15 protein-coding genes are annotated in these 17,322 nt (G+C 45.7%); 13 read left to right on the top strand and 2 right to left on the bottom strand.

The window, feature by feature from the left end; genetic code table 11:
• A partial coding sequence (locus G493_RS0120490) for a transposase family protein (RefSeq protein WP_035275415.1) occupies nucleotides 1–212 on the bottom strand: 212 nt, incomplete at its 3' end.
• Nucleotides 213–477: 265 nt separating this feature from the next.
• Between G493_RS0120490 and G493_RS0120485 the strand changes: the two genes are divergently transcribed.
• The 9 genes from G493_RS0120485 (at nucleotide 478) to G493_RS0120455 (ending at nucleotide 9,629) form a co-directional block, all read left to right on the top strand.
• Nucleotides 478–996, top strand: a complete 519-nt coding sequence (locus G493_RS0120485; RefSeq protein ID WP_028581885.1) for a YcxB family protein — start codon at nucleotides 478–480, stop codon at nucleotides 994–996.
• Nucleotides 997–1,689: 693 nt separating this feature from the next.
• Complete coding sequence (locus tag G493_RS34460) at nucleotides 1,690–2,100, top strand: hypothetical protein (protein WP_232363809.1); 411 nt, start codon at nucleotides 1,690–1,692, stop codon at nucleotides 2,098–2,100.
• Nucleotides 2,013–2,474 carry a reverse transcriptase domain-containing protein gene (locus G493_RS34095; RefSeq protein ID WP_232363808.1) on the top strand — a complete coding sequence of 154 codons (462 nt, stop codon included), beginning with the start codon at nucleotides 2,013–2,015 and terminating at the stop codon, nucleotides 2,472–2,474. Before G493_RS34460 ends, G493_RS34095 begins: the two co-directional genes overlap by 88 nt.
• The gene (locus G493_RS34090; RefSeq protein WP_035275413.1) at nucleotides 2,464–2,775 is read left to right on the top strand and encodes a reverse transcriptase domain-containing protein; all 312 of its coding nucleotides are present in this window, start codon (nucleotides 2,464–2,466) and stop codon (nucleotides 2,773–2,775) included. Before G493_RS34095 ends, G493_RS34090 begins: the two co-directional genes overlap by 11 nt.
• A 515-nt stretch (nucleotides 2,776–3,290) precedes the next feature.
• The gene (locus G493_RS0120475; protein ID WP_205623733.1) at nucleotides 3,291–3,929 is read left to right on the top strand and encodes a VOC family protein; all 639 of its coding nucleotides are present in this window, start codon (nucleotides 3,291–3,293) and stop codon (nucleotides 3,927–3,929) included.
• An 86-nt stretch (nucleotides 3,930–4,015) separates the two neighbouring features.
• On the top strand, nucleotides 4,016–4,993 hold the full coding sequence (locus tag G493_RS0120470; RefSeq protein WP_028581883.1) for an alpha/beta hydrolase family protein: 978 nt from the start codon (nucleotides 4,016–4,018) through the stop codon (nucleotides 4,991–4,993).
• A gap of 1,069 nt (nucleotides 4,994–6,062) precedes the next feature.
• Nucleotides 6,063–6,326 carry an OadG family protein gene (locus G493_RS0120465; protein ID WP_028581882.1) on the top strand — a complete coding sequence of 88 codons (264 nt, stop codon included), beginning with the start codon at nucleotides 6,063–6,065 and terminating at the stop codon, nucleotides 6,324–6,326.
• 156 nt (nucleotides 6,327–6,482) lie between these two features.
• Nucleotides 6,483–8,276: a biotin/lipoyl-containing protein gene (locus G493_RS0120460; RefSeq protein WP_028581881.1), complete on the top strand. Its 1,794-nt coding sequence runs from the start codon at nucleotides 6,483–6,485 to the stop codon at nucleotides 8,274–8,276.
• Nucleotides 8,277–8,363: 87 nt separating this feature from the next.
• Nucleotides 8,364–9,629 carry a sodium ion-translocating decarboxylase subunit beta gene (locus G493_RS0120455; RefSeq protein ID WP_232363806.1) on the top strand — a complete coding sequence of 422 codons (1,266 nt, stop codon included), beginning with the start codon at nucleotides 8,364–8,366 and terminating at the stop codon, nucleotides 9,627–9,629.
• A gap of 93 nt (nucleotides 9,630–9,722) precedes the next feature.
• Here the strand turns inward: G493_RS0120455 and G493_RS33540 are convergent, their stop codons facing one another.
• Nucleotides 9,723–9,896 (bottom strand): hypothetical protein, encoded by a 174-nt coding sequence (locus G493_RS33540; protein WP_153306608.1) that lies wholly within the window; start codon nucleotides 9,894–9,896, stop codon nucleotides 9,723–9,725.
• 290 nt (nucleotides 9,897–10,186) lie between these two features.
• Here G493_RS33540 and G493_RS0120445 point away from each other — a divergent pair, with 290 nt between their 5' ends.
• The 4 genes from G493_RS0120445 to G493_RS0120430 all read left to right on the top strand — a co-directional run bounded on the left by G493_RS0120445 (nucleotide 10,187) and on the right by G493_RS0120430 (nucleotide 17,206).
• Entirely contained in the window at nucleotides 10,187–12,664 is a 2,478-nt protein-coding gene (locus G493_RS0120445) for a cation:proton antiporter (RefSeq protein ID WP_028581879.1), read from the top strand.
• Between the two features lie 150 nt (nucleotides 12,665–12,814).
• The gene (locus G493_RS0120440; protein ID WP_028581878.1) at nucleotides 12,815–15,778 is read left to right on the top strand and encodes a HAMP domain-containing sensor histidine kinase; all 2,964 of its coding nucleotides are present in this window, start codon (nucleotides 12,815–12,817) and stop codon (nucleotides 15,776–15,778) included.
• The gene (locus tag G493_RS30435) at nucleotides 15,775–16,212 is read left to right on the top strand and encodes a response regulator (RefSeq protein WP_051309684.1); all 438 of its coding nucleotides are present in this window, start codon (nucleotides 15,775–15,777) and stop codon (nucleotides 16,210–16,212) included. Before G493_RS0120440 ends, G493_RS30435 begins: the two co-directional genes overlap by 4 nt.
• Nucleotides 16,202–17,206, top strand: coding sequence for a GGDEF domain-containing response regulator (locus G493_RS0120430; protein ID WP_028581877.1), 1,005 nt, complete (start codon nucleotides 16,202–16,204; stop codon nucleotides 17,204–17,206). Before G493_RS30435 ends, G493_RS0120430 begins: the two co-directional genes overlap by 11 nt.
• Nucleotides 17,207–17,322: the final 116 nt, after the last annotated feature.

Genomic DNA, 17,322 nt, shown 5'->3' with positions numbered 1-17,322 from the left:
ATTCCATAAGGCAAATCAAGAAAGGTGCTCAACCATTCTTGCTTGGCAAGTCCGTATTCTTGAATGGGTTTCCAGCCATCTGCACCGCAAATGGTACCGCAGATGGCAATTACAAGAATATCGAGCAGGTTATGTTTGATTTGATCCGTATCTCTGGGGTCATCTAAGGTGGAAAAGTGTTTCACAAAAAGAGAGCTTGCTTGTTTCTTCATCTGTAATCTTTTTTAAATCCGAGTTATCAGGGGTGACGAAGAAAACTATGTAACCTGTTAAGACGATAAAAGAAAGTAGACTATTTGCTTGAGTATAGGTTATTACCCATGCGATTGCCCTGGTACTGGAGCTGAAATGCTTTTGTACGAAGCGAATACTATTGAGGAGCCTTGTGCGAGAAAACCGCACGCAGGATCTGTGAGGGGACGGTCGGGTAACTGGCCGTTCTACCTCGATGTTTACTAAAAATCCTTGGAGATAATAATGCAGTTTAAAACAACGATTACTCAGAATGATTTTAAAGCATTTCAAAAAGTAGCTGCTCAAAATTCTGGTATTGAAAGTGGCAAAAAATCCTTCTTTAAAAATTTGGCAATCTGGTTTGTTATAGGAGTAATAACTGTAATTTTATTAAATTTGTTCAAATTTAAAAACATTGAATTTCACTACATTACTTCAATAGTTACATCATTGGTGATGTTTGCTATAATTATTTTCGTCTTGTATAAAAATACCAATAGAATGTTACCATTTACAAATGGGGCAATCCTTGGTGAACACGAGTACATTTTTTCTGACGAAGAAATTATTGATCAAAGAGGAAAACATAAATTTTGTTCAACGTACGATTCAATTTTGAAAATTGTTGAAACTGACAACAATTTGTTTCTCTTTATTGACAAGATTGCAGGATATTTAATCAACAAAGATAGTATTTCATCGGAATTTTCTCCAGATGAAATATCTAAATTCTTACGAGGAAAATGTAATAATTTAAACTGACAAAATATTCCTCGTGCCGAGATAAATCCGAAGCCATGGGAGGTCAATAAATACGACTGAAATTGGTTAATGTTACCCTGTGGGTGAGGATCACCAGATCCAAGTTCCACCTGCCCAAAGCTGAGCCGGCAGGGCAGTAGTGAAACCTGAGGGCAAACCCGGTGACGGGAGTCCGAAGCCAGGTAGAGCAAGGATGTAGGGTCTGTACTGAGCCCCGAAAAATGTATAGTTGTGGTCCATGAGGATAAGCCCGCATGGAGGGTGAAAGCCGACGGCGTGGAATGGCCGGAAGGCAGTAGACCTGTAAGCGATATGGCGAGCGAATAGGTCACTACCGGGGTCTTCCACCAGGTCATGTATTCATTGGGGTAGCTCGGGAACTCGGGAGAGCTAACTGTCTCCTTGTAAAGAAAAGGTGAGGAGTAACCTAGTTGAAAACTCCTGGCGATAGCGGGGTGGTCCCGCCCTGTTGTCGAGTTCCGCCTAAGGAAGACACGAACAAAGAAGGACAATGCAAGGTATCGTAGCGGGATAGAGAAGATCGAACTGTTACGAGATGGGCTGTTGGGAGTCTTAGCTGATCATAGTACCGATGGTCAAGGCAGCAACTGACCGAGAAGGTGGGGAACCGGTGCCCAAGGGACCCGCTGCAGGGAAGGAGAGGCCGGGTATAACGTTTCTTTGGTAAGAACTATGGGAGATACGCAGAGATCACCAACCATATCACCGGTAAACCAAGGAATTGCAGAGCAGGATGTCCCTGGCAATGTCCCAGGTGGCCCGGGTCCAACCGACGACAGGCCACCGGCCCTGTCGGGTCAAGCATCGCTGGAATGGATCAAGGTGAAGGCAAGAGACGAGCCGCAGTTGGTCTTTTCCTCACTGGCCCACCTGATCAGTTTTGATTTGCTTAAGCGTTCCTATCGCCAGGTCCGGAAGAGCAGAAGTTGCGCGGTGTTGATGGGGTTACGGCTGCTGAATATGCCGAACACCTGGACACGAACATCCACAGTCTCTTGCTGCGGCTGCAACGTGGTCAATACGTTGCTCAGCCGGTCAAGCGGATTTGGGTCGACAAGGAAGGCGGCAAGAAGAGGCCGATAGGTATCTCAGTCCTGGAGGACAAAATTGTCCAGAAAGCGGTGGCCAAGATACTGGATGTTGTCTACGGCTATAACTTTTATGGTTTCTCCCATGGGTTCCGTGAAGGGCACAGTCAGCATATGGTGCTGCATGAGTTGCGTGAGCAGTGCCGGAAGCAGAACATCAATTGGATAATTGATGCGGATGTTTGTGGCTATTTCGATAACATTGACAAGAAGCTGCTGGTTGCCATTATCAAGCAGCGGGTCAATGACGGAGGGCTTCTCCGCCTGATCGGCAAATGGCTCAAAGCCGGAGTCGAGGAGAGCGGGGAGCTGAGTTACCCGGAAACCGGGACTCCGCAGGGGGCGGTCATTTTCCCCTGTGCTCAGTAATATCTTTCTTCATACCGTGCTGGGTGACTGGTTTGTGAAGGAGGTGCAGCCGAAGTTGAGTAGGCGCAGTTTCATTATTCGATTCGCCGATGATTTCATCATAGGCTGTGAATTGGAAAAGGATGCCCGGCTTGTGCTGGATTTGTTGAAGGAGCGGCTCGAGCGCTTTGCTCTTCAACTGCATCCTGAAAATACCAAGTTACTGCCGTTTGGCAAGCCCTCGAGCAGCGTACAGGTCGATCAACGAAACGGTACCTTCAGCTTCCTTGGATTCCGCTCACACAAGGGAGAGGTCAGCTAAGCCAAATTTGTACGAATCCGGGCAACTTTTCCACTCTCAAAGCCCAGGATAATTCACAGCATCTGAACAAGGGACAGGAATGCAGGGTAGCAATAGTTATAAGCCATACGGGGTGTCGTCTGTATGGTTGACGACCTGGTAAAGGGTGCAGCCGGTCTATATTAAAAAACCACTTTTCTATCTGACTATAATTGCGAAATTTTGAAAAAGGCATTTTCAACAATTTGTCAAAAATGGCGATTTTTGGCATTAAAACACAATTATTGACAAATCATGGAAAAATGATGTTGTGTATCATGCTAATTTTCCTTATTTTCTTTTTTCCCTGTTTTTTTAGGAAGACCGGCTACACCCCCTGGTAAAAAGGGTCTGAACCGAGGAACCGTATGAGGGAAATCTTCACGTACGGGTCTGTGGGGGGAGCGCCGGGCAACCGGTGCTTCTACCCGGAACCGGAAACCGCAAAGAGCGCGGTTCCCGGTTAATTCACGATTATATTCTAAAGGAGTTGGGTGGTGGATTTAGAGTTAGATCACATTTTTATACTTACCGATAAACCAAAAGAGGCGGGGGATCTTTTAGTTTCGATGGGGCTTGGTGAAAGTTTTAGTCGGGATCATAAGGGGCAGGGTACTTCAAATCGTCGATTTATGTTTTCTAATGGAATGCTCGAAATACTATACGTACGTGATAGTGAAGAATCGAATAATGGCCCAGCAAGAAAATTGAGACTTCCTGAACGTATACAAAAAGAAAATGCATCGCCGTTTGGAATCGTTCTGACTCGAACTAACGATTTAAAACTAGGAATGCCGTTTAGTGGGTGGAAATATCAACCAGATTATTTTGAGCCACCCAATGCATTCCATGTTGGAGATAATTCTGAGATATTAGGAGAGCCTTTATGTATTTACGTGCCTTTTGTTGGTCCAGTTAGCAGAATTGAAGAGATAGGAACATTTAAGTCTATTAGTAACGTTCAAGTGTCTGTCCTAATAGGGAATATGTCAGATACGCTGCGTATATTACAATCGGCTGATAGACTTGAAATTGCGCTTGGTAGTGAGCACATGGTAACCCTTACACTTGATAATGAGCGTAGTGGATTATCTAAAGACTTACGACCAGTTTTGCCATTAATCATCAACTGGTAGGCATCAAAATATCACAACTGGTTGCGAGGGACTGTAATACGCTTTGCGTTCTGCAGCCAAAGAGCCAAGCGTTAGGTACGCCAAAAATGAAATTCCGACTTTTATCTTTAATTTTAACTTTTTTAACTGTTTCTGTGAATGCTCAGGGCGTAAGTACTCATACTATTAGCAGGACTGATGGTTCCAATATAACTTATTATCTTCTTCATCAATTACATACTTCGCCAAGTGATACGTTATTGCTCATTCTGCAAGGTTCTGACTGCAATAGTGTTTTACAAATCAAATCAATATTTACAGACTATAAAAATGCTTGGCCAGAAGCTGACGTCCTTCTGATAGAGAAATATGGTATTGATAAAGGGGTGAGCTTTAGCTCAGATCCTGAGCGCAGGGATTGTCCAGCTCAATATATTCAAAATGATAGCCCAACACAGCGAGTAGCAGATATTCAAACCGTTCTTGATGTTGTACGGAAAGATGGCAAATATCTTAACCTTATTGTGCTTGGGGGGAGTGAGGGGGCTGTTATTGCTAACTTAGCGACTACAAGAATCGACGATATAGATGCGACAATTTCCTTCAATGGCGGTGGCCGCAGATTCATTGATGATGTTTTACACAGTATTAAATCAGAATCTGAAAATATCGATGAAATAGAAAGAAACATTTCTGGATTTCTAGGTTTTTCTAATGATATTATCAATAGTAAGCCATCTGACCTTGAAGTAAGTGGGCATGGTTACAATTGGTGGTATCAAATGTTATCTATTGATCAACTTGAAATTCTTAAAAAAGTGAATACGCCTTTGCTTGTCATTCAGGGAGAAAGGGATTTATCTGTTTCACCTCAAAAAGTCGATGAAATGATGCTGGCTCTTGTAAAAGCAGGAAAAGATAATATTGAATACCGAACATACAAAGATCTTGATCATGGATTCATGAATATAAACGGAGAAAGTAATCGTAAATTGGTCGTAAACGATATACATGTATGGCTAAAGTCAAAACTCAGAAACCCTAATAGGTCAATGCAACCAACCTCTGACGCGTCGGCTGATTGAGGTGTTGGGCTTTAAAATGGAGATAATATTAAAAATATATTTCTAACGAATAAGGATAGATTGTGGTTTGTTCCTCACTCACACAATCTATCCTTATTCGATGTAATATTTCATATAAAGAGAACGTGTTATAGGCGATGTTCGTTTTACGTGCAATTGAGGTACTTTTAAATTTGCCTGTATCTGTTTTTTTTAACGGGAGTATTTTTAGGGCCATACCTCATTATCAAAATACCTCGGTTTTGGCCTGTTATTATGTCGCATCCAGCGTGAATGACCGTATTTAGCGATCATCGTATAATGCATATCTCATTTTAATATCTGATATTATCAGTATGTTACTTAATCGATCAGGGCGAAAGCAAGCATTGCAGGCAAACTCCTGGCGATCTTTCCTGATTTGCTGAGGCAGGGGCACTGTTCACGCCTACTCCTCTACCTTCTGAAATATAGCCTGTTATTTGTCACCAAGAAAATTTTGGATTGCTGTCTGACGAATGGGCCGCAACATACTTCAGTGTCAAAAAAAAAGAGAATACCCGGGTAGAGACTGGCGTAGACTATTGGTGTATTTGATGCACCAGTGCATCAAATCTATGCGTCTTTGCATCGATGGTAGGATTTGCATCTGGAATTAGCTAAATAAGTGAACTCTCGCTCTTTGATAAATTCATTTGATGCTTTTATGCATCAAACGATCTCTTTTTTTCCACTCATTACAGTCGAGATTTTTCCCCTTTTTTTTATTTCTATGCTAGGTATAGAGTTCTATAATTTGTAAAGGATGGAGAGGTTGCTGTCTTTGGGAGAAGACAGTGTTTGCTGTGTAAATATAACATGATATCAATATATTGTTCTGTATCTGCAGGTGTCTTTGGATGTGCAATTTTTCCGTTTAAGGGCGGAGGTTGCAAGGTACCTGACGTTGGGGAATAGAATAATACATCTGATACTGTGTGGTCTATTTTTTGCTCCTGGTGGTTGGGGCGTACGTATTTACCAGCAGTAAACGGTACAGGTGATTTCTGAGCCTGTATGTTTGGAGTAGTTACAGACAGAGGTGTGAAAGATGTTGTTGGAAGGCGTTAAATTGATGTTGATTGGTATGTCAACAGTCATGTTTTTTCTATTTTTTACCTTGGTTGTTCTGAGACTTGTTTCTGATTTGACTAAAAAGGCAGCAGCGCTTGAATTAGAAGCTCTGCAGAGAGAACGATCTCAACGGGCAAAGGCGAAGCAGCGTGGAAGTATGCCTGCTCCGTCGGATATGGACGAGGATATCGTTGTTATTGCAGCAGCAGTGGCGGCATATGAGGCGGAATGTGCATGTTGAGTCTGAATGCGTGCAATCACAGCTAGCTATCTGATTGTTCGTGCGTCCGTGTAGCCGTAGATACAGGGCCTCGAGAATTCAATATGCTGTATGACGTGTATTACAGCAGTAATGGATACGTAAAATATCAAAAGCAGTAACGCAGGGGGAGTTGCAGTGAGTAAAAAAGTTATCAAGTTTATGGACACTTCTTTCCGGGATGGGTTTCAATCTGTTTTCGGAGCCAGGGTATTAACAAACGATTTTTTACCGGCGTTGAAGGCAACTGTTGACGCCGGAATAACTCATCTGGAGGCAGGCGGTGGCGCCAGGTTCCAGAGTCTGTTTTTTTATTGCGGCGAATCGGCCTTTGACATGATGGACCGGTTTAGGCTCGAGGTCGGTAAAGAGGCTGAACTGCAGACCCTTGCCAGAGGAATCAATGTGGTTGCCTTGAGTCAGTGCCCCCGTGATATCATTGATTTGCATGCCAAGATGTTTAAAAAGCACGGTATGACAACCATCCGTAATTTTGACGCTTTGAATGATACCAGAAACCTGGAGTATTCCGGAGAACGTATTGTCCACCATGGCTTGAATCATCAGATTGTCATTTCTATTATGGATCTGCCACCAGGCTGTAAAGGTGCCGCACATACACCGGAATTTTATATGGAAAGGTTGCAGAGCATTCTGGATTCAGAAATACCTTTTCAGTCTATCTGCTTTAAGGATGCATCCGGGACCGCGAATCCCAAAAAAGTATACGAGACATTCAAAGCTGCACGCAAGGTGGTGCCTGAAAGTACTATTCTCTGGTTTCACACCCATGATACGGCAGATCAGGGTATCGCCCAGAATATGGCCGCCATACTCGGGGGAGCTGATGGCATAGATTTGGCCAAAGCGCCAGTGAGCGGTGGAACCTGCCAACCAGATATCCTTTCCATGATGCATGCCCTGAAAGGGACCGATTACACCCTTGATCTTGATTATGTCAAAGTACTCAAGGCTACAGAGGTGTTTGAGGAAGCTATGAAAGAATATTTTTTCCCGCCTGAAGCGAAAATGATCTCTCCCAAAGTCACACTTTCACCAATGCCTGGCGGCGCCTTGACTGCTAATACCATGATGATGCGCGATACCGGGACACTGCATCTCTATCCTAAAGTTATTAAAGAGATGTCTGAAGTTGTTGCCAAAGGTGGTTTTGGTGCCTCTGTAACTCCTGTATCACAATTTTATTTTCAACAGGCGTATCTGAATGTCACCCAGGGGAAATGGAAAAAAATCAACCCCAATTACGGAAATATGGTTTTGGGGTATTTTGGACGTACACCTGCTCAGCCTAATCCTGAAATTGTCAAACTCGCATCCGAGCAGTTGGGTAAACCGGTGTTTACAGATAATCCGCTGGACATTCTGGAAGCAGGCATACCCAAGGCAACCAAGGTTCTAAAGGAAAATGATCTGCCGGTGACTGATGAGAATATTTTTATCATTGCCAGTTGCGAGCAAAAGGGACTGGATTTTCTCCTTGGAAAAGCCGTGGTCAATGTGCGTAAGGTAACCAACGAAGGTGGCGAACCTGAAGGCGTGAAAAGCAGTAAAAAAGCCAAGCAGGAATCAGCTCGGCCTAAGGGACCAAAAAACTATACCATTGTGGTGAACAGTCGGTCCTATGAAGTCCAGGTTGCCGAGTCCGGTGCCATAACAGCATCGCCAGTACAAGGACAACAAGAAAATCGGGAAGTTTCCGGAAATGTTGTGGAAGCCCCCACACCGGGCAATGTGGTCAAAGTCATGGTGGAAACAGGCCAGTCAGTGAAGGTGAATCAGCCCCTGGTTGTTTTGGAGGCCATGAAAATGGAATCTGAGATTATGTCTCCCCATGCCGGTAAAGTGCTGGAAATCCATGTCCAGTCTGGTGAGACCGTACAGGCCGGGGATATGCTGGTGACCATAGGGTAAATAGGAAATTTTTTTAATCACGAAAAGCTTTTTAATGGCGCTCTCTTATTGAGCCGCCTGTGATTGTTTACCTTCAATGGTGCTGGTATGAAACGATATACTATTTTTGTAACGCTGACGCTCTTGCTTCTCTTCACAGGTCTGGCATATGGAGCAGACAGCACGTCGCCGGAAAAACTGCCTGATATTGCTACGCTGGCAGATAATCTTTTTCAATCAACTGGTGTGTATGGGTTACTGCATGGTCAGGTGCACGAAGGGTGGACCCATGGCATCGGCAGGCTATTGATGTTCATGGTTGGGCTTGTTTTACTCTACCTGGGCGTATTCAAGCAGTTTGAACCTCTTCTCCTGGTACCCATTGGTTATGGCGCCCTGCTGGCCAATATTCCTGTCGCAGGCATTGCCGAACCGGGAGGAATTCTCTATTACATCTATGAAGTGGGGATAGTGACAGGTGTTTTCCCTTTACTGATTTTTATGGGTGTTGGCGCGTTAACCGATTTCGGGCCTATGCTTGCCAACCCCAAGACCATTCTCCTGGGAGGAGCTGCGCAGTTTGGGATTTTCACCACGCTTCTCGGGGCACTGCTGTTGTCTGATCTAGTACCTGGAATCAACTTTTCCCTGCGCGATGCCGCTTCCATCGGTATTATTGGTGGAGCTGACGGTCCCACAGCGATTTTTCTTTCCAGTCAGCTTTCTCCGCGGTTGCTGGGCTCCATTGCCATTGCAGCGTATTCTTACATGGCCCTGGTTCCCATTATCCAGCCACCCATAATGCGTTGGCTGACTACCGAGGAGGAGCGTAAAATTACCATGACCCAGTTGCGTCATGTTTCAAGGGTGGAAAAGATAGCCCTGCCTCTGGTGGTGCTGGCAATATGCTCATTGCTCCTGCCTTCGGCTGCACCACTCATCGGGATGTTTATGCTGGGTAATCTGGCCAGGGAATGCGGTGTAATTGATCGTTTGACCGATACAATCAAAAACTCGTTGATGTACACGGTAACTATTTTTCTCGGTCTGGGTGTTGGCAGCAAGCTGTCTGCGGATAAATTCCTGAATCTTGAGACCATCGGTATCCTTATTCTGGGAATGATAGCGTTTGGAATTGGTACGGCTTCCGGGGTGCTGATTGCCAAACTGATGAATAGATTTTCCGATACCCCGGTTAATCCACTCATTGGTGCAGCCGGTGTTTCTGCTGTACCTATGGCGGCCAGGGTGGTGAATAAGGTCGGTATGGAGGCAAATCCCCAAAATCACCTGATTATGCACGCTATGGGAGCCAATGTTTCCGGTGTCATCGGTTCAGCAGTTGCAGCGGGAGTTCTGCTGGCCCTGTTGTGATTCCGAGTGTTGCACCATAGATATCCCGGCAGGAGTGAGCCTTCTGCCGGGGTGGCGTATCTTTATATCCTCTGAAGCGCCTGCGGGCAGCAGTTACAGTTCGGAGGTGAGATCCTGGTCAAAGACTCGGCCCGAGTCAGCAATGGCCATACCAAATACTGCTTCGAAATGTGACGGATTCTGATACAATCCGTCATGCCTGTCCATACATAGTCTTTTCAGAGTCTCGTTCCTCGCTTGCCTGGCCAATTTTTGCGTTATGCTCAAAATTTTATCCTCGAAGGTAAGCGCAGACTCCGGCAGGCTATCTGTGCGGGAAACCGCGATTGTTCAAAGAGGTAAGCGACCAGCGGGAGACTTCGTGGAATACCTGTGATCAATTACCCCTTGTCCTACTGGCGATCAGGTATTGTCTTTTGACTAAAATCTCTTCCCCACATACAATTATGTAGAAAACGTAACTGCTCTCCAGAAGACTGCTACGTCATCCTCCACCGGTCGTTGCATCCCTGCACCAGCAGCGAAATGATGTTTTAATCAATAAGGAGGGAAATGCAGTGCACGAGACCATCGGCATATTCATTCTTATTTTTATTGTGGCATCGCTCATTATCGGTTCAGCGGTCCGCAATCTGTTGAAAGGCACCAATATCCCTTATACCGTAACACTTCTGGTCATTGGTTTGGGACTGGGCCTGGTGCAGCGCACTGATTTTTTCAACAATTACCTCCCCGCGATATCTTCGACCCTTAACCTGGTAGCCGATATTGAGCCCCATCTTATCCTTTTTGTTTTTCTGCCTACCCTGATTTTTGAATCAGCATTTTGCATGGAAGTACATCTTTTTCGCCGAATGATCGGCCAGATAGTTATGCTGGCAATACCGGGATTGATCATCGCTGCCATAACAACAGCCGGCCTGGCAAAAATTATCTTCCCGTGGGGCTGGAGTTGGCCATTCTGTTTGCTTTTTGGTGCTCTGGTCAGTGCTACAGACCCGGTAGCGGTGGTTGCTCTCTTAAAAGAGGTGAGCTCACGTAAAAGATTGGAAACCTTGCTGGAAGGGGAATCACTGTTAAATGACGGTACAGCCATTGTGCTGTTTGGCCTGTTTTACGTTATGGTCACCGGAAAGGAGACTTTTGATTTTAGTCTTCTGGGCGTAGCTGTAGATTTTTCCTGGGTTGTGTTGTTCGGTCTGATTATCGGCCTGACAGTGGGAGGTCTGGCAATTTTCTGGGTGGGTCGTGTATTCAACGATCCGATGATTGAGATCGTGGTGTCCGTTGCCGCCGCATACCTGGTCTTCTTGCTGGCTGAAAATGTTTTTCATGTCTCCGGAGTGGTTGCACTGGTTGCATTGGCTTTACTTTTTGCCAGTGTCGGGCGCACCCGTGTTTCCCCTGAAGTTGCAGGATTTCTTCATCACTTCTGGGAAATGATGGCACACATCGCCAATACCTTGATTTTTCTCCTTGTCGGTATTGTCATCGCCAGGAGGGTTCCGTTGGATGATCCGTCCCTGTGGATGACCCTGATCTATCTCTACTTTGGGGTGCAGCTGATCCGCGCCATGGTAGTTGCCATGCTGAGTCCGTTAACAAAGAGCATGAGCATCGGTATAACACGTGAAAAGGCGATTGTACTGGTCTGGGGTGGTTTGCGGGGAGCTGTTTCACTGGCCCTGGCCCTGATCGTTGCCCAGGATTCGGCCATCGAGCAGACAGCCGGAGACCAGGTATTGTTTCTCTGTGCAGGCCTGGTTGTTTTGACCATACTCATCAACGGTACAACCATGGGCGCGCTCCTGGGGTGGCTGAAACTGGACCAGTTGCCTCCAGGAAAGCAGGCAACCCTGGACCGGGCATCCCATTCAATATTTCAGGAATTTGAAAATCTCTATACATGCATGCAGGGGAATTCCTTTTTCCGGGAAGCGGATTGGGATGAGGTGCGTGAGCGTGTACGATCCCGTCATGTTGCTCCTGCCGTCAATTCTCAAACATGCGTGGAGGCAAGTGAGAGGGAGCAGGCCATAGCATTTAGAAGGAGAATTCTTGAAGCCGAACGTCGCGCTTACTGGTTGCAGTTTGAGGAAGGTACTCTTGGCCGCACAGCTACACACCTGCTGGTTGAAGCCGTAGAACATGCACTGGATGGTACTCCCCTGATACATCCTCGAACTGATCTGCAAAGCCTGTGGAGTATACCGAAATCGTTTAAATATCTGAAATATCCCATTGTAAACAAGGTGCTGATTGCGATGATGATTGATCGCATGGCTCTTGGTTACGATGTTGCGCGAGGATTCATCAAAGCGCAGGACGAGGTGCTGCAGATCATCGACGAGCTCGCGCCCTGCAAAGAGGAAGCTGAAACAATACGTGTGGAGGTGATAAATAACAAAAGGGAAACCCTTGCTGAAATGGAAATATTTCGTCAGGCGTTTCCTGGAATAATCCGTGAATTGGAGACACGTGCTGCAAGCCGGGTTGTATTGAATCGCGAAAGAGCATTAATTCAGGGTTTACTTGCTTCTGCTGTATTGGACAAACCGGAAGCTGACCGGATGATTGCAGATGTTGAGTCACGCATGGCATTGCTGCAAAAGAAATCTCTACGTATCAGTCAACCAAATCCTGCCCAGATACTTTTAGGTGCAGAGTGGGCCAAGGGGCTGAAAGGACAGACAATGGACAAGTTGGTGGCAATCGCCGACCAACGGGTCTACGATACAGGAAGTATCATTATTCAACAGGGGGAGTTGGGTGGGGCTCTGGGAATTATTTTTCGGGGTGTTGTCGAGATAACGGAATCCGGCGCGGAAAAAGAAGTGGTACTGCGAACCGTAGGCCCTGGTGAACTCATCGGTGGAAGTTTGCAGCGCTCCGGTTTTTATGGGTATTCAGTGCGTGCTGTTACTCCGGTGGCCGTAATATGGCTGGAGGCGAACAAGCTCAAACCAATCATCGAAGGTGACAAAGTATTTGCAGCTGAGATAAAAAAGCTTTTTGCCGGAGATTCGAAATACTAGTACAGGTGGTGTATTTTGCAAAAGTTTGGGCTGCAAGCAAACAACTTCTCCTTTCCTTGCTTTTCTTACGTTTAAAAAGCATACTGATATTGTTTTTATAATGTCCTCCAGACCATCTTTTTCTTTATTGCCAATCCGCCGAGGGGTCCTATGTCGTTTGTGCAGATGAGTATACGAACAAAACTCATTATTATTTTTGTACTTATCAAAGTATTTCCTCTTGTCCTGCTGTCCTGGTTTTCCTGGGGCGTCATAACCCAGATGGCACATGATATGGAGATGCAATCCAAAAATATGGCGCAAGAGAGCAATTCCCTTGTGGGTGAAGTGGCAGAAATGGCCACGACTCAGTCCATAGATGCCTTGAATAATCTTTCCCGTGATGCCATTGAGCGTCTGACCACCGACCTGGCCAGGCAGGTTGCACTTTTTTTATATGACCGGGATGCGGATATCAGGCAGGCAACCCGGATAGAACCGCGGCGGGAGGCGTACATCGATTTTCTTTCCGGCAGAAACCGTACAGTTATCCTGGATGACGGCAATTGGGAAATGAATGCGGAAAAAACCGCATGGGTCCAGGAAGGGAACCAATCCGAGACATCAGGTGAAGTTGTTGCAAGGAATAGCGAAAATGCCAAAAATTTTCACTATCGACCATCGGAAAGAACACCCAGATCAGAAAAACGGCCTTTATATCTGGAGATGACTTTCGTTGGTCTCGATGGGATGGAACAGGTCAAAGTGACGACTTCGGATGTACTGCCAAAACGTCTTGCCGATGTATCAAAGAGGGAAAACACTTTCTGTAAGGCGGAAAGGTACTTTGAAATGCTGAAAACTCTTCAACCCGGGGAGATCTATGTTTCAGAGGTCATTGGTCCCTACGTCAAAGGTTTTCTGATTGGCGGTCCTTACAGCGAGGTGCGGGCGGAAAAGGCGGGGATACCATTTGAGCCGAAAAAATCTGCCTATGCCGGCAAGGAAAACCCACAGGGGATCCGCTTTAGAGGGTTGATACGCTGGGCAACTCCCGTAGTCCAGCAAGGAAAAATTACCGGGTATGTGACCCTTGCCCTTGATCATACGCACCTCATGGAATTTACCGATCATGTTGTTCCCACCAATGAACGATACACCATAACTTCAAATGCAGGAACCGGGAATTATGCGTTCATGTGGGATTATAAAGGGAGAAATATCTCCCACCCCAGAGACTACTTTATTATCGGCTACGATCCGCAAACCGGACAGCCGGAAGCACCATGGCTTGAGCAGTCTCTGTACCCGAAATGGCTTGAGCACAATGCATACATGCCTGAATTTGAACGTTCTGTTGAGTGGTTTGATAATCAGTCCAATACCAAAAAACCGAGTGCTGAACTCACACGCCAAGGATATGTAGGGCTGGATTGTCGTTTCCTTAATTTTGCCCCGCAATGCACAGGATGGTTCACCCTCACCGAGCAGGGTGGCTCTGGTTCTTTTCTGATATTCTGGAGCAATCTCTGGAAATTGACGACTGCTGCAGCCATACCTTATCACACCGGTATGTATGGGGATAGCAAACGGGGCTTCGGTTTTGTTACCATTGGCGCTAATGTTGATGAGTTCAATAAACCGGCCAGGGTAACGGCAGGCATGATTACCTCTGAAAGGCGTGAATTCGAGCAGAACCTGGAGAAAAGCAGTGAGGAAAACAAAGAACATCTTCGTACTACGCTCAACACAACATTCCTTCGTGTAACCCTGTACACGATTGGTATGGTTATTGTCGTAATTTTTATCGCACTCTGGATGGCAGGGGTACTGACTGGAAAAATCACCAGGATTACCACTGGCATCAGAAAATTTCAGGAAGGGAACCTGAATTTTCGGCTCGACCAGACCTCCGGAGATGAAATTGGACAACTGAATACGTCTTTCAACCAAATGGCAGACAGCATCCAGAACTATATCGATGAAGTGGAAACAGCGAGAACCACCACTCAGCAGAGCAACGAAATGCTGGAACAGGAAATTGCTGAGCGCAGAGCTGCCCAGGATGAGTTGTCCCGTCATAAGGATCATCTGGAAGAAATGGTGCGGGAAAGAACATCTGAGCTGGAAAAAACCATCCAGGAAAGGGAAAGAGCGGAAAAGGAACTGGTACAATCGGAAAAAATGGCCGCCCTTGGACAACTGATTGCGGGGATTGCCCATGAGATCAATACACCAATGGGTGCCATCAAGTCAAGCGGCAGCAATATCAAGGACGCCCTGAAAAAAGTACAGGTGGATCTGCCTGATCTACAGGAAAAATTGGAAAGAGAACTCCTCAGTCTTTTTTACAATCTTCTCCGGGAATCACAGAAAGACCCGGTAATACGTACGAGCCGTGAAGAGCGTAAACTGGTTCGCGAAATCAGCGGTAAGCTCAATGATGCAGGCATTGAAAACAGTCGGCAGGTCGCGTTTTACCTTGTGCAGCTTAACGTAACGGAATACTGGGATACATATCTGCCTCTGCTGCAGCACGAACAAGCCCTGTACCTTCTTGAAACCGTTTATGGCCTGTATGCTATCAGTTCCAATGCAGGCAATATTAATCAGGCCGTCGACCGGATCAGTAAAATAATCTATGCCCTTAAATCGTTTATCAGGCAAAGCGATACCAATGAACGGATTGAAACAAGTGTCATTGAAGGTATGGAAACGGTATTAACGATTTACCACAACCAGATTAAACAGAACACGCAACTGGTAAAAGAGTACGAAGAAATTCCATTGATTATGGCCAATCCCGATGAGCTCAATCAGGTATGGACCAATCTAATTCACAATGCGTTGCAGGCAATGGAGTATAAGGGGGTATTGACCGTCAGTATCAGCTGCAAGGATGACTTTGTGGTTGTTGCCGTCAGTGACACTGGTTGCGGCATCCCTGAAGAAAATCGTGAGAGAATATTTGAGGCCTTTTTTACCACCAAAATACGAGGGGAAGGAAGTGGTCTGGGACTGGATATCGTAAATAAAATTGTTCAAAAACATGGCGGAACAGTGACGTTTGAAAGTGAATTGAATAAAGGTACCACTTTCTTTGTTGCCTTACCAATAAACGGGAGAGTGGAATGAGCCCTGCGGATAATGGTCTGATTTTATGTGTAGACGATGAACCTGTTGTTTTACAGGCTCTGCGTGACCAACTTCTCAGAGCATACGGAAAACAATATATAATAGAAATCGCGGAAAGCGCTGAAGAGGGGCTGGAGATACTTGATGAGCTGTTTCAGGAAGGGTTGGTTCCCCTGATCATCATTTCAGACTGGCTGATGCCTGGGATGAAGGGAGATGATTTTTTTATTGAAGCCCATAAGCGTTTTCCCTATGTTATCAAAGTGATGTTAACCGGACATGCAAATGAGGAAGCAGTGCAAAGGGCAAAAAAGAAGGGCGACATGTTTGACCTGATTACCAAACCTTGGGAGATCAAGGATCTGCTGCACTCAATTGATGAAGGATTGAAAGAATATAAAAAAAGATTGACCGGTAACGATAATGAAGCGTGATCCATCGACACAGACCGCCATCCTTTGTGTGGATGATGAGCCCATTGTAACAGAAAGCCTTCGAACTTTGTTTTTGCAGGAACTCAAAAATGTAACAATCATCGAAGTTGCCCATAGCGCAGACGAAGCAATGGAGGTCATAGAGGAGTTCATTGAAGATCGGATCGAAGTGTTGGTGGTCATCTCTGATTATATCATGCCTGGTACGAAAGGAGACGAGCTCTTGGCTCAGATACACGCAGTTCTTCCAAAAACCAAAAAGATAATGCTGACCGGACAAAGCGATATCAAAGGGATCAGGCATGCCATAAACAAGGCTCGGCTCTATCGCTTTCTGGAAAAACCATGGATGAATGACGACATGGTTCTAACCATTTCAGGAGCTATTACCTCGTATAGACAGGAAGTCCTTCTGGAACAGCAGAATCAGGAACTGGTAAAGCTGAACCAGGAACTGGAGGAAAAGGTAAAAGCCCGTACCAGGGAACTGGAGGAAAAAAACAGGGAACTTGAACAGATTGCCATTCGGGACAGGCTCACCGGATTGTTCAACCGAAGAAAACTGGATGAGGTACTGGCAACGGAAATAGCTCGTTCCGAACGATACGGCAACCAGTTCGGGGTTATTCTCATTGATATCGATCACTTTAAAAACGTCAACGATATGCACGGGCATCAGGTCGGGGATCTGGTACTACAGCTTTTTGCAGCCCAGCTTTGTCAGTCTGTACGACAGGTTGATGTCCTCGGCCGTTGGGGAGGTGAGGAATTTCTTGTTATTTGTCCAGAGACGAAGCAGGAAGGTTTATTCAGTCTGGCTCAAAAACTGAGAAAGAAGGTGCTGGAAAAATATATATCTGAAGTTGGCCCGAAAACAGCAAGCTTTGGAGTGGCAATTTTTGAGGAGGGAGACACGGCGGCTTCCATAGTGGAAAAAGCAGACAAAGCACTGTACAGGGCCAAAGAAAAAGGACGAAATAGGGTTGAAATATGAGGGCCCTCCTTCCGCACAGGGAGGAGGGCCGGAAATGTTCTTTTTCCCAGTTCGGTGTTATCGCAGGAAAATGATGCCGTCAATATAAGGCGTATGGCTGGACGTATTTGCCTGTA

The sequence above is a fragment of the Desulfogranum japonicum DSM 18378 genome (assembly GCF_000429945.1).
In the GTDB taxonomy this organism is placed as follows: Bacteria; Desulfobacterota; Desulfobulbia; order Desulfobulbales; family Desulfobulbaceae; genus Desulfogranum; species Desulfogranum japonicum.
The sequence above is the reverse complement of the archived record's forward strand: the minus strand, read 5'-3'. Positions and strand labels throughout refer to the sequence as shown.